We start from the raw sequence: 13,190 nt of genomic DNA, 5'->3' as shown, positions 1-13,190 counted from the left end.
GCTGAGCGACGGGGCGTCCTGCCGCAAGGAGTTCCCCGGCCATGTGGACACCGTGGTGTTGATTGAAGACGGTCGCGTGCTGGCGCTGTTACCCACCAGCGCGATGAAGACCGTGCGGCGTTATGCGGACGGCGGGGTGGTTCCCGCGGACGCTGGCAGCCCCTGAACCTCTTTTCCCTTCGTGCCTGACGACCTTCGATGAACGAACAGACCTTCATGAAGTTGATGCGTGTGCTGCCCAAGTCGGCGGTGTCCTCCGCGGTGGGCCTGGCCACGCGCCTGCCCGCCCCCGCGCCGGTGCACCACTGGGCCATGCGCGCCTTCGCCAAGGCGTACAACGTGGACATGGCGGAGGCCGAGCACGCCTTCGAGAACTACCCCACCTTCGCGCAGTTCTTCACCCGCGGCCTCAAGCCGGGCCTGCGCCCGGTGGACTCGGGGGAGAAGGTCGTCGTGTCGCCGGTGGACGGCCGGGTGTCCCAGGTGGGCTACTCCGACAACGGCCGGTGCCTGCAGGCGAAGGGCATCGAGTACACGGTGGACGAGCTCTTGGGCGACGCGCAGGCGGCGAAGCCCTTCCACGGCGGCGCCTGGACGACGCTGTACCTGTCGCCGCGCGACTACCACCGCATCCACGCGCCGCTGGGCGGCACCATCACCGGGTACGCGTACATCCCCGGTGAGTTCTGGCCAGTGAACCCCGCGTCGGTGAAGAACAAGCAGTCGCTGTTCTGCGTGAACGAGCGGCTGGTGACGTACCTGGACACGGTCGCCGGCAAGGTGGCGGTGGTGAAGGTGGGCGCCACGTGCGTGTCGCGCATCAAGGCGTCCTACGAGGACATCACCACGCACCTGGGGCAGCCGGGCAAGGTGCACCGCTACGGCGCGGGCATCCCGGTGGAGAAGGGCGGGGAGCTGGGCCGCTTCGAGATGGGCTCCACCGTCATCCTCTGCTTCGAGCCGAAGCGCGTGCGCTGGGACGACAGCCTCCAGGCGGAAACGGTGGTGCGCATGGGCACGCGCATCGGGGAGATCGTGTGAGTCAGAAGATCAACGGCGTGAAGGGGATGAACGACCTTCTGCCCGGCGAAATTGAAGTCTGGCAGTTCGTGGAGACCACCGCGCGCACGCTGTTCGGCCGCTTCGGCTACGGCGAGGTGCGCACGCCCATGGTGGAGGACACCGCCCTCTTCGTGCGCAGCGTGGGCGAGGAGACCGACATCGTCGGCAAGGAGATGTACACCTTCGAGGACAAGGGCGGCCGCAGCCTGTCCCTGCGTCCGGAGGGCACCGCGCCCGCGGCGCGCGCGTACATCGAGCACTCGGTCAGCAACGTGGAGCCGGTGTCGCGCTGGTTCTACATGGGGCCCATGTTCCGCTACGAGCGGATGAAGACGGGCCGCTACCGCCAGTTCTCCCAGATCGGCGCGGAGGCGTACGGCGCGAAGGAGCCCGCGCAGGACGCGGAGCTGATGGACGTGGTGGTGCAGTTCCTGGAGGCGCTGGGCCTCACGGACGTCACGCTGAACATCAACTCCCTGGGTGACGACGCGTGCCGGCCCGCGTACCACGCGAAGCTGGTGGAGTACCTCAACGCCCACCGTGAAGAGCTGTGCGCGGACTGCCAGCAGCGGCTGGAGCGCAACCCGCTGCGCGTGCTCGACTGCAAGAACGAGAAGTGCCAGGCGGTGGCCGGGGCCGGGCCCAACGTGCTGGAGTTCCTCTGCGAGCCGTGCCGCACGCACTTCACGGACTTGCAGCGCAAGCTGGGCGCGCTGGGCATCCGCTACGTGGTGAACCACCGGCTGGTGCGCGGCCTGGACTACTACACGCGCACCGTCTTCGAGTTCATCGCCTCGCACCCCGCGCTGGGCACCGCCAGCACCGTGGGCGGCGGCGGGCGCTACGACAAGATGATGAAGGGCCTGGGCGGGCCGGACGTGCCCGCCGTGGGCTTCGCCATGGGCCTGGACCGGCTGGTGCTCCTCCTGAAGGAGGGCGGCAAGACGTTCACCGCGCAGCCGGATCTGTTCATCGTCGCGGCGGATGTGGACGCGGCCTGCCAGGACGCGGCGCTGGCGCTGACCAGCCGCCTGCGCCGCGAGGGCTTCTACGTGGAGTTCGACACGCGTGGCGGCAGCCTCAAGAGCCAGATGAAGCGCGCGGACAAGTCCGGCGCCCGCTTCTCCCTGGTGCTGGGCGGCGACGAGCTCCGCAGTGGGCAGGCGAAGCTCAAGCCCATGGCGGGCGGTGATCTCATCCCCGTGGCACTCGGATCCGTCGCCCAGACGCTCCGTCAGGCCGCAACTCAGCCAAGCAGCCCGTCTTCCCTGAAAACCCAGGAGTAAAGGTGTTAAGCATCGTAAGTCCTGGGAATCGCTAGGGGAACGCGGTGCGGGAGATTCGCGGACGTTGAGAGGCTGGGGTAGATTCCCTTCTTCGATGGCGAGCGCTCCCCGCACCGCAGCCGTGACCGATGGCCCGCGCTGGATTCCCGTGGATGGGGACAGCATGTGGCCGTCGTTGCGCGCGGGTGACGTGGCGGAGGTAGAACCGCTGGTGGAGGCGCCGCGTCCGGGCGAGGTGGTGCTGGCGCGCTTCGAGTCCTCGCTGGTGTTGCACCGGGTGCGTTGGTGTGACGGCCGCGTGTGCGCGCTTCGAGGGGACAATGGCGGTCTGGAAGATCCACCGCTGCCTGTCGTCCGTATCCTGGGACGCGCGCGGCGGGTGCGCCGAGGGGGCGCGTTGCTGGACGTGGAGCGCTGGGACGTGGGCCCGCGACTGCTGGGCCGCTGGCGCGTGACGGTGAAGCGTCGACTCGCCGCATGGCTGGGAAGGACAAGGACCCCATGAGCTTCGTGGAAGCCAATGTTCCCCGGCGACGTCCGGGGGCTTCGGGCGAGTGGTTTGGCGCGGACTTCCTGGTGCTGGACGCGGAGGGGCGCACGTTGCGCGGCCTCAACGCGACGGCGGCGCGCATCTGGGCGCTGTGCGACGGCCAGCGCACGGCCCGGGCGGTGGCGGAGCAGGTGGCGCTCGAGTTTTCGACCGAAGTGGGCCCGGTGCTGGCCGACACGCTGCGCTTCCTCACGGAGCTGCAGCGGCGCGGTCTGGTGGACGAAGTGCGCGCGCCCGCGGGTGCCGCGCCTCTGGAGGTTCGATGATGCGTGCGCTCGTGGCGATGCTGGCGGGTGCGGTGCTGCTGTCGGCGTGCTCGGAAGGGGTGTCCCCCCAGCCGCCTCCGACGGTGACGCCGGGGCAGGGAAGTGACAACGCCGGGCCGCTGGCCCCCACGGACGTGCTGGCCGGGGGCGGAAGCGTGGCCCGGCCGCCGCCCGAGGCGCCGGTGGAAGGCGAGGAGGAGGCTCCTCCCGCGAACCTGCCGCCTCCGAAGGGGAGCGCGGTGGTGGTGGGCCCGGGCTCCGAGCCGGTGGGCCTGTCCGACGTGCAGCAGGTGGACGTGGACTTCGTGGTCAGCGGCATCCGGAGCAGGGGCGAGGTGGACGTGGAGTTCATCGCGCCCGGCGGCCGGCCGTATGAGAAGCGCAGCCGCACCGTGGAGGCCGCGCCGGACGAGTCCCGCACGCTGCGCTTCTCGCTGCCGGTGGCCGGCACCCTCGTCACCTCGTCGCGGATGACGGGCACGTGGCAGGTGCGCTTCTTCCTGGATGGCGCGCGGCTCGCCACCACCTCTTTCACCCTGGAGCCGTGACGTGCGCACCTCCCTGAACGTCCGAGTCTTCACGCTGCTGACCGTCGTGCTGCTGCCCGTGATGGGCTTCGCGCAGACCTGGACCGCGCGCTTCATCCCGGCGGCGGGAGAGACGGTCGCGCGGGTGGTGGCGGACGACGCGTCCGACCTCACCGTGGAGGTGAAGAACACCGCCACGGCCGCGTTTGACGACTCCCGGTTGTCGGAGGTGTCCTTCGTCCTGCCGGCCGGCTACCAGCTGCTGAACGGCCTGCCCGACGCGGCGACGCCGCAGTGGAAGATCGAGTACTTCGACGCCAATTCGCGGCGCATCACCTTCCAGTCCGTCGTGGGCTGCTCTGACAGCGGCGCGCGGGGGCTGGGACGCGGGGAGAGCGCGCGCTTCGTGCTGACCGTGGTGGCGCCGTCGGACCGCACGAACGACAAGGCCAATGAGCGATTGGTGGCGGGGACCTATGGCCGCGACCAGTGCGACGGCACCAACTACACCATCAGCCTGAACAGCTTCTCCTGGACGCGCTCCACCCTGGACGCCACCGTGACGTTGTTGCCGCGCGCCCTCGCTACCAATGGAAACGCAGTGGCCCGCGTCGTCGTGGAGAACCGCGGCACCGGGAGCGCGGCCAATGTCACCGTGGACAACCCCACCTCCACGAGCAACGTGCCGCTCCAATTCATCAGCAAGGATGCCAACAAGTCGGTGGCGCTGCGCTCTGCCGGCGTCTTCGTGATCAACGTGAGCCCCACCGCCGCCGGCACCGTGGCGGCCCGGGTCCAGGCGCATACGACGGCTGGCACCGTCACCGCGCCGCTGGCGGAGTCGGCGATGGTGGACGTGGGGCCCCTCGTCGCGGCGGCGGACGTGGACACGGTGGACGCGTTCGCCAACGAGCAGGTGACGCTGCGACTCACGGTGCTCAACACGTCCACCGCGAACACGTACACGAACGTGAGCCCGCGTGTGCCCGTGCTGGTGGGCAATGCGACCGCCGCGCTCGTGTCCGGGCCTTCACCGGACGTGGCGTCGCAGCTGGCCCCAGGGGCCTCCGCGCAGTTCACCTGGCGCTACCAGGTGGCCGGCGCTCCTGGCGCGAGCTACCAGTTCCAGACGCGGGTGGACGCGACGCTCAGCGGCGCGGCCGTGGTGGGGGACCTGGTCACCGCGCGCAAGGGGAAGATCGTCGAGCACCGGGTGCGGCTGAGCCAGGAGACGGTGTCCACCGCGGTGACGGGCTTGACGGTTTCGTACACGGTGCAGAACCGCGGCACGGCGCCCATCATCGAGGTGAGGCTGTTCAAGCCCGCGGTGAACTACTTCGCGGTGGCGGCGCCCGGGCCGCAGTCCTTCGGCGACTGGACCCTTTACCCCGAAACCGCCTCGTACCTCTGGGAGTCGAACTCCGGCACGGGCATCCCCGTGGGCGGCGAGGCCACCTTCCGCGTCACCTATTCGGGCTTCACCGCCGTCACCGGTGACACGCCGTTCCGGCACCGCCTGGAGCTGAACCAGGGCTACAACGATCCGCGGATCCGCGTGGATGCGACGCTGACGCTGCTCGCGGTGACGAACGCGCCGGAGGTCCAGCGCCTCACCGGCGTGGCGCGCGACGGCAGCGTGACGCTCACGTGGGACAACCCCTTCAACCACGGCGGCGTGCTGGTGCTGCGCTCGCAGGGCACGCCGCCCGACACCGCGCCCGTCAGCGGCACGCGCTACGCGGTGGGGGCCGTGCTGGGCAATGCGACGGTGGTGTACTCGGACGAGTTCAGCTCCGCCTCCAGCTTCACGGACACCACCGTCACCAACGGCACGACGTATGTCTACCGCGTGTTCAACGCGGACGACGCGCGCCGGTACTCCGCGGGCAACCAGCCCACCTCTGTCGGCCTGCTGGCCACGCCGCGCTCGCGGGCGAATGGGGGACCGCTGTGGTGCTACTCGGTGGGCCTGGCCTCGCTGTTCCAGCCCGTCACCGAGCTGGGCGCAGGCATCTTCAGCTCCTTCAACGATTCGGTGGTGGGCAACCTCACGAACACGGCCAACGCGGCCGTGGACGGTGCGGAGCGCTTCCGGCCGGTGAAGCTGTCAGGGGCCGTGGGCAGCCGCTTCCCGGTGGTGCCGCTGCTGGGGCGTCCGGGGCAGCAGTTCCTCGTGGTGGGCGACCGGAGCGGTGTCCCGGCGGTGCTCTATGCGTCCACGGGCGAGGTCCTGTGGCGCAACACCACGCTGGGCCTGGGCAACATCAGCTCGTTCCCCGTGACGCAGTTGCTCGACTTCGCGAACCCGGAGTACCGGGCGATGTACTCGAACATCGACCTGGCGTTCTTCGGGACGCGAAACTCCTCGCCCGCGCAGAACCAGGTGGTCGCGCTGAACGCGGCCACGGGCGCGCTCATCTGGCGCTACCAGCCGGGTGACCTGGGGATGATCAGCGGCGGCATGCTGGTGGACTACACGACGAACCGGCTCTACGTCGCGACCAAGTCGGGCCCGGGCAGCAACGACACGCTGCGCGTGCTCAACAGCCTCACCGGCCAGGAGCTGGCGCGCCGCGCGCTGGGCGACCTGGAGTTTGGCGTGGTGCGCAACGCCACGAGCAACCAGATCCTCGTCACCTCCAGCGACGGCACGGTGTACGGCGTGGATCCGGCCACGTACGCGACGGTGTGGTCGAAGACCATCGCCACGCGGCCTTCCGCTTCGTCGTCCGCGTTCACCCACTTCGTGCGCCCGCTGGGCCGGGGCTTCGTGGCGAGCCTCGCCAACGGCACCGTGGAGCGCTACGAGATGGACGCGACCAACGTTCCCGCGCGGCTGTGGGGGACGCCCATCGCGGGGCCCTCCGGCTCGTTCTCGCTGAACCAGAACGGCGTGGCGCGCATCTACGTCGGCAGCTCGGACGGCAAGGTCCACCAGCTGGAGCTGGACACCGGCATCGACTCCGGACAGGTATCGCTGGGCCCCGCCCAGTACATCGGCACTCCCACCATCGACCATACCGTGGGCCGGCTTCACGTCGGTTCAGAGGACGGTCGCATCTGCGCCTTCCCGGTGCCCTTCCTCCCATGAGCCCTCGACCTCCGCAGCTCCTCGTTGGTCCGTCCGCGCCGAAGCCCGTGTCGGCCGCGCCGGCCGTGTATGTGCCGCCCGCCATCCTGTGGGAGCAGCCGTTCGTCGCGCTCGCGCAGATCTCCACCTGCAACATCCCGGGCGAATCGGAGTGCGTGCCGTGAAGGGCGGGGACCCTTCATCGGGTCCCCGTGATGCCGCGCTCCGGGTCACCCTCGCGGGGTGGACGGTGGCGCTGGACGTGGAGGACGGTGCGCTCGCCGCGACCCTGTGTCGCGTGTTCGGTGCGTTCGTCGCTCCGTCCGCTGGAGTCCCCACCGATGCCCGGCTCGTGCTGCGGCCCCCCGCGACTTCGCGGGAGGCGCCCGCTGTCCGGGAGCTGCCCCGGTTGGAGCCCGGGGCGGAGGGGACGCTGCGCGTGGACGGTAAGGACTACGCGGCGGTGATCTCCAACGACCGGAGCCGCGCGGAGGTCACCGGGACGGGGCGGTTCCCGGTGGAGACCGTGCTCAAGGTGATGCTGGCGTCGGAGATGGCGAAGCGCGGCGGGCTGTTGATCCACGGCGTGGGCCTGGCGCGCGGAGCGCGGGCCGCGTTGTTCGTGGGAGCCTCCGGCGCGGGCAAGAGCACCCTGGGTGCGCTGTGGCGCGAGGCCGGTGGGACGGTGCTCGCGGATGAGCTGGTGGCCGTGTGGCCGCAGGAGGGTGGAGGCTGGCGGGCCGCCGGGACTCCGTGGAATGTGATCAGCAGTGCCACTGAGTCTTCGCTCGTCGCGGTGGGCACGCTGGCGTGGGATGCGGCTTCGCGGTGGGAAGCGCAGGGAGCGGGGGAGGTGGCCCGCGTGCTGCTGCTCAATGCGCTGCTGCCGGATCCCACGACGTCGGGCCGGGGTGCGCTGGTTGCCGCCGCAGGCCGCCTGTTGTCGTCGGTGGAGACGGCGCGGCTCGTGTTCGCGCGCGATGCCTCCGCGGCGGCGGTGGTGCGGGAGCGGATGGCGTAGGCATGGCGGCTCGCGGTGACCCTTGGCAGGGCAGGATGGCGATGGTGTGTGGATTCGCTCCGTTGCAGGCCGCCAGGGGGTGGACCTGGAGTCGAGACGAACTCCGTCGGTCCCAAGGCTCACGGCGCGCGACCTGAGTCCGGGACTCGCGCCTGGCGCGCGTCTGCGCTACAGCGGAGGCGTCGGAGGCGGATGACGGTGGTGGAGACGCGGGTGCCGTTGACGGTGATCGCTGGGCCTACGGCGTCGGGCAAGACGGCGTTGGCCATCGCTTGGGCTCGCGCGGCCGGCGGGGAGATCGTCAGCGCGGACTCGCAGCAGGTATATCGCGCCTTCGACATCGGCACCGCGAAGCCCTCCGACGATGAGCTGGCCGCCGTGCCGCACCACCTCATCTCGGAGGTGGATCCGCTGGAGCCCTTCTCCGCCGCCGAGTACCAGCGCCGCGCGGACGCGGCCATCGCGGACATCACGTCACGCGGTCGCCCGGTGTTCGTCGTCGGTGGCACCGGGCTGTACCTCCGCGTGCTGCTGCACGGCGTGGTGGACGCTCCCGGTGCCCTCCCATCGCTGCGCGCCGAAATGGAAGCGATGGCGGCGGAGCAGGGGAGGGAGGCCGTGCACCTCCGGCTGGCGCAGGTGGATCCGGAGACCGCCGCGAAGCTGCCACCCCAGGACCTGGTGCGGGTCGTCCGGGCACTGGAGATCCACGCGCAGACGGGCATCCCTGCATCGGAGTTCCGCCGCGCGCATGCCTTCGCGCCGGACCGCTACGCCTTCCACCTCTACGTCCTCAACCCTCCGCGCGAGTCGCTCTACACCGCCATCAACGCGCGCACGGAGGCGCTGTTCACACGGGGCCTGGTGGAAGAGACGCGGGCCCTGTTGGAGCGCGGCTACGCGGACGCGGCCCCCATGCGCAGCGTGGGCTACGTGCAGGCCCGCGCCGTCGTGGAGGGCCGGATGACTCGCGAGGAAGCCATCATCGACACTGCCCAGGAGACCCGCCGCTACGCCAAGCGGCAGCTCACCTGGTTCCGCCGGGAACCCGGCGCGGTGTTCCTCGCGCCCCCCTACATCCGCCCCGAGCCCTGAACACGGGGCCCGTCCCGGCACCCGCTCGCTGCTCCCACCCGCCCCGGCGGAAAGGACGTTGTGTTCACCCGAGACACGCCCATCTTCCAGAAGGAAACGCTTCCAACGCGTCCGCTCCGGCTCCGCCGGCGGCCCGATGCGGGGAGCCACCACGGCGGAGGACGCGATGGAAACGAACGAGGAACGCGTACGGGACACCCGAACGGCACGCCCACCGAAGAGTGCCTCCGTCGTCTGGGGTGCGCCCTTCATGCTGGGCATGCTGACGACGGTCGCGGGGATCGTGCTGCTGGGGGCCACCTTCTTCACCAGCATGGTGACCATCTTCTTCGTGGGCATGATGCTGGTGATCGGCGGCATCGCGGAGATCATCGCCGGCGTCCGGGTGCGCTCGCATGGAGGCCCGTTCTGGTCCTTCATGCTGGGCGGCATCCTCACCACCGTCGTCGGTGTCCTCACCGTCATGTTCCCGGGGGCGGGCCTCGCGTCGCTGACACTGCTGCTAGCGGGCTTCTTCTTCGCCAACGGCCTCTTCCACGTCATCACCGCCGTCATGGACCGCTACAACCAGTGGGGCTGGGACGTGGCCTTCGGGCTCATCTCCGTCTTCTTGGGCTTCAGCGTCATGGCGCAATGGCCCCGCTCCTCCGTCTGGCTCGTGGGCACGCTCGTCGGGCTGGCCGTGTTCTTCCGCGGCATCGCGATCATGTCCGGCTCGCTGGCGCTGCGGCGGGGGCTCCGCCACGTCGAGGCCTGAGCCCGGCACGGAGCACCCCGAATTTGAACCATCACCCGGAGTGAATTCAATGATAACTCCGGGTGCGTATCAGCCCGTATAGCTGATGCGGTAGATGACGCCGTTCGCGTCATCCGTGACGAGCAGCGCGCCGTCCGCCGCGACGGCCGTGCCCACCAGCCGGCCGAAGTGGTTCGTCCCGTCCGCCCCGAGCCAGCCCGACGCGAAGTCCTCGAACGCGGCGGGGTTTCCCTGCGCGTCGAAGCGCACGCGGACGACCTTGTACCCCGTGGGCGGGTTGCGGTTCCAGGAGCCGCGCATCGCGACGAAGGCATCCCCGCGGTGCGAGCATGCGCGGGTTCGTCAGCCCCTGCGCGAAGACGCCCACCTGGAAGCCCGGGGGCACGCGAAGCTGCCCGAGCCGCTCCGGACCAAAGGGCTGCACCGCCGGCCGGACCAGGTGGTTGGGCGCGCTCACCGCCCGCACCGCGTCCTCTCGGTCGGGCACCTGGGGCGTGGGGATCGTTCCAGCCTGCGGGCTGTCGCCGGAGTTCGTCCGGTCGTTACACGCGAGCGAGAGACAGAGCAGGGCACCAGCGAACACACGGGGGGCAAAAGGGGTCATGAGGCGGCCACCCAGCGCACGCGGGTCGCCCCTGACAATCCTGTTCCGAACCGCGTCCCTGGTCCGCGTTCACGGCCCGTCGAAGCGCGCTGCCGCGCTGTTCAGGAGGCGTAACGGTCTTCGCCAAACGGCTGCGCGGCGCCGGGCCGAGTAGCCTCGTGCGTGGCGAGCGGATCCGGCACGCGGCCGGTGAGCTGGCACAGGAGCCGATCCGGATTCACCGGCTTGGGCAGGAACGCCTCCGCCCCCGCGTCGAGCGCGCGCTGCCGCACGTGCGGACGGTTGAGCCCGCTCATCACCAGCACGCGCGTGTCCCGGGTGAGCGGGTGCTGCTTGAGCCCCTCGCACAGGCGCAGGCCGTCCACCCAGTGCAGCACCACGTCCAGCAGGATGGCGGTGGGCGGACGCCGCGCCACCGCGCAGAACAGCGCCAGCTCGTCCGCGAAGGACACCACGCGCGCGCCGGTGCTCTCCAGGAGCAGCGTCAACGCCTCGCGCGTGTCCGCGTCATCGTCCACCACGTAGTACAGGTCCGGCTCCACCTCCGGCACCATCGTGGGCACGGGCTCCATCGGGGTGCGCAGCCACGAACCCACGACCTCCCGCACCCCGGCCCAGCGCGCCGCGGTCAGCAGCGCCAGCGGGGTGGGGGCGCTCAGGCCCAGCACGCCTCCGCCGTACACGCCGCCCAAAGCATGCTTCGCCCGCGCCGCGACGAACGCCGCCGGGGCCCGCTTGCCCGCGCGCCGCAGCCAGGTGATGGCCCGCGCTCCGGCTGCCGCGTCCTCCATCAGCTCGCCCAGCCCGTCGCGAACGTAGCGCCGCTCCAGCGACGGGGCGTCCAGCCCACCGTCCAGCAGCGCCACGGCCGCGCGGCTGCACGACGCCAGGGTCTCCGACAGGCCCACCTGCAGCGGGTGGCCGAAGGCGGCCGGGCCCACCACGAGCTGCCCGGGCGCCACCAGCGTGCGACCGGGGCCGTAGGGCAGGCGCGTCGTCTCCAGCGTCGCGACCTCGAAGCCCTCTTCCAGCAGGCCGTCGCGCGCGGCCATCATCAGCACCTGGCACAGGTCCGCGGGCGTCACCGCCGCGCCGAAGGCCAGCGCGTACACGGACCCGGCACCGGGGATGAGGAACAGCGCGTCCACCGACGGCAGCGGCGACACCCAGAGGCGCGCCACCGGCATCAGGTCCGGGCCCACCATCGCGCCCTTGATCCGCGCCTGCACCGCCGGCATGGACGGCGCCGGACGGAAGCCCTTGAAGAAGGCATCCCCCAGGAGCGGTCCCGCGCCCGCGGCCAGCGCCACCGCGTGGAAGCGCTCGCCGCTGCCCTGCGCGCGGACCACGAGCGGCCCCGCGTTGCGCACCGCCGTGGGCGCATCCGGGGCGGGCGCCTGCCGCTCCACGCGCTCCACGTTGCGGTTCACGAAGCGCGCGCCCTGCGAGCTGGCCGCCGTGGACAGCACCTGCCGCACCTGATCCAGGCCGCCTTCGCCCTGCGGCCAGCCATCCACCACCCACAGTCCACCGGGTGCGCACGGCAGCAGCTCGCGCTCACCCTGCGAGATGATCTCCACGCCGCGCAGCTCGTGCGTGCGCCACTCGGGCGGGATGCGGCAGCCTAGCGCGGCCAGCCGCGAGCGACATTCCGGCGTCAGCAGGGCAGGGGGCGCGGTGCGCTCCTCGGTGCCCCCCGCGTAGACGCGCACGTCCAGGGCCACGCCCCGCGCGCGACCGTTGAAGAGGAGGGACGCCGCGAGCCCCGCTCCGGCGATGCCGCCGCCGACGACCGCCACCCTCGAACCACTCGCCAGCTTGCTGGTCCCGCTCATCGCGCGCCTCGATCCTTCCCAACCTTCAGTGCCGCTGTGCCGCCGGGGTGTGGACCGTCTGGCCGTACACCACCACCCGGTCGCGTCCCTCCCGCTTGGCCTCGTACAGCGCGGCGTCCGCCGCCTTCAGCAAGGCCTCCGTGCTCTCGCGCGGGGTCTCGACCGTGTGGTCGGCCACGCCCACGCTGATGCTCAACCCGAACGGCGCCGGTCGTCCGTCGCTGCGCTGCACGTTCACGCCGCGCAGCTCCGTGCGCAGCCGCTCCGCGAACACCGCCGCCTCCAGCGACGTCTGGTGGGGCAGCAGCACCACGAACTCGTCGCCGCCGAAGCGCGCCGCGAAGTCCGACTCGCGCAGGTTGCCCTGCATCAGCGTGGCGAGCGACAGGATGGCGCGGTTGCCCACGTCGTGCCCCATGCCGTCGTTGATGGCCTTCAGGTGATCCAGATCGATGACCACCACGCTCAGCGCGTAGCCGTAGCGCACGGCCCGCTTGAACTCGTCCTCCAGCCGCACCGACAGCGCGCGGAAGTTCGCCAGGCCCGTGAGCGCGTCCGTCTGCGCCAGCACCTGGAGCTTGCGCTGCTGCTCGCTCTGGCGCACCGCGCGGTCGATGCGGGCGAGCAGTTCGCGCGAGCTCGCCGGCTTGTGGATGAAGTCCACGGCGCCCATCTCCAGACACTTCTCCAGGGTCGCCTCGTCCGCGTCCCCTGTGAGGAAGATGACGGGCACGGTCTCCGTGCGCACGTCCCGCTGGAGCGTCTCCAGGACCGCCAGCCCATCCCCGGAGGGCAGGAAGCGGTCCAACAGGACCAGGTCCGGACGGTGCTCGCGCGCGAGCTCAATGCCCGCGCCCGCGTCGGACGCGGACAGCACGTCGAAGCGGGTGGCGAGCAGGTCCATCAGGCCCTCGCGCACTCCGGTGTCATCCTCGATGATGAGCAGAAGCGCCCGCTCCGCGCTGCGGCCGTGCCGTTCCATGAACTGGTTCGCTCCGCTCGCCTGCCCGGAAATGGCAGGCCGAAAGTCTCGGGCGCCACGCCCCTCGAGGTGCTCCCCTCGCCCTTGCGCCCCACGCGCACCCGCCGCCGCCTCGTCCTGCAAGCACCCACCCAC

Annotated in this window: 13 protein-coding genes; 10 read left to right on the top strand and 3 right to left on the bottom strand. The window is 71.0% G+C overall.

Annotation, left to right across the window (positions count from 1 at the left end; translation table 11 throughout):
• Positions 1-198: 198 nt before the first annotated feature.
• The 10 genes from asd to D7V97_RS29335 all read left to right on the top strand — a co-directional run bounded on the left by asd (position 199) and on the right by D7V97_RS29335 (position 9,634).
• On the top strand, positions 199-1,041 hold the full coding sequence (gene asd / locus D7V97_RS29375; protein ID WP_120613945.1) for an archaetidylserine decarboxylase: 843 nt from the start codon (positions 199-201) through the stop codon (positions 1,039-1,041).
• 26 nt (positions 1,042-1,067) lie between these two features.
• A complete protein-coding gene (hisS, locus tag D7V97_RS29370; RefSeq protein WP_233583300.1) occupies positions 1,068-2,348 on the top strand; it encodes a histidine--tRNA ligase in 1,281 nt (426 codons plus the stop codon).
• A gap of 94 nt (positions 2,349-2,442) precedes the next feature.
• On the top strand, positions 2,443-2,853 hold the full coding sequence (locus D7V97_RS29365) for a S24/S26 family peptidase (RefSeq protein WP_255424840.1): 411 nt from the start codon (positions 2,443-2,445) through the stop codon (positions 2,851-2,853).
• Positions 2,850-3,164: a PqqD family protein gene (locus tag D7V97_RS29360; RefSeq protein ID WP_120613943.1), complete on the top strand. Its 315-nt coding sequence runs from the start codon at positions 2,850-2,852 to the stop codon at positions 3,162-3,164. The genes D7V97_RS29365 and D7V97_RS29360 overlap by 4 nt, the downstream gene beginning before the upstream one ends.
• On the top strand, positions 3,161-3,712 hold the full coding sequence (locus D7V97_RS29355) for a hypothetical protein (protein ID WP_120613942.1): 552 nt from the start codon (positions 3,161-3,163) through the stop codon (positions 3,710-3,712). Before D7V97_RS29360 ends, D7V97_RS29355 begins: the two co-directional genes overlap by 4 nt.
• Before the next feature lies 1 nt (position 3,713).
• Complete coding sequence (locus D7V97_RS29350; protein WP_233583299.1) at positions 3,714-6,782, top strand: PQQ-binding-like beta-propeller repeat protein; 3,069 nt, start codon at positions 3,714-3,716, stop codon at positions 6,780-6,782.
• Positions 6,779-6,946, top strand: a complete 168-nt coding sequence (locus D7V97_RS44835) for a hypothetical protein (RefSeq protein WP_158623480.1) — start codon at positions 6,779-6,781, stop codon at positions 6,944-6,946. Before D7V97_RS29350 ends, D7V97_RS44835 begins: the two co-directional genes overlap by 4 nt.
• Entirely contained in the window at positions 6,943-7,782 is an 840-nt protein-coding gene (locus tag D7V97_RS29345) for a hypothetical protein (RefSeq protein ID WP_233583298.1), read from the top strand. Before D7V97_RS44835 ends, D7V97_RS29345 begins: the two co-directional genes overlap by 4 nt.
• A gap of 192 nt (positions 7,783-7,974) precedes the next feature.
• On the top strand, positions 7,975-8,877 hold the full coding sequence (gene miaA, locus D7V97_RS29340; protein WP_120613939.1) for a tRNA (adenosine(37)-N6)-dimethylallyltransferase MiaA: 903 nt from the start codon (positions 7,975-7,977) through the stop codon (positions 8,875-8,877).
• 250 nt (positions 8,878-9,127) lie between these two features.
• Positions 9,128-9,634 carry an HdeD family acid-resistance protein gene (locus D7V97_RS29335; RefSeq protein ID WP_233583297.1) on the top strand — a complete coding sequence of 169 codons (507 nt, stop codon included), beginning with the start codon at positions 9,128-9,130 and terminating at the stop codon, positions 9,632-9,634.
• A 69-nt stretch (positions 9,635-9,703) separates the two neighbouring features.
• Here the strand turns inward: D7V97_RS29335 and D7V97_RS29330 are convergent, their stop codons facing one another.
• From D7V97_RS29330 to D7V97_RS29320, 3 genes are all read right to left on the bottom strand, one after another.
• Positions 9,704-9,934: a hypothetical protein gene (locus tag D7V97_RS29330; RefSeq protein ID WP_120613937.1), complete on the bottom strand. Its 231-nt coding sequence runs from the start codon at positions 9,932-9,934 to the stop codon at positions 9,704-9,706.
• Positions 9,935-10,339: 405 nt separating this feature from the next.
• Positions 10,340-12,073 carry a two-component system response regulator gene (locus D7V97_RS29325; RefSeq protein ID WP_120613936.1) on the bottom strand — a complete coding sequence of 578 codons (1,734 nt, stop codon included), beginning with the start codon at positions 12,071-12,073 and terminating at the stop codon, positions 10,340-10,342.
• A 25-nt stretch (positions 12,074-12,098) separates the two neighbouring features.
• Positions 12,099-13,055, bottom strand: a complete 957-nt coding sequence (locus D7V97_RS29320) for a diguanylate cyclase (RefSeq protein WP_120613946.1) — start codon at positions 13,053-13,055, stop codon at positions 12,099-12,101.
• Positions 13,056-13,190 lie beyond the last annotated feature (135 nt).

This window comes from Corallococcus sp. CA053C, from assembly GCF_003611675.1.
GTDB lineage: Bacteria > Myxococcota > Myxococcia > Myxococcales > Myxococcaceae > Corallococcus.
The sequence above is the reverse complement of the archived record's forward strand: the minus strand, read 5'-3'. Positions and strand labels throughout refer to the sequence as shown.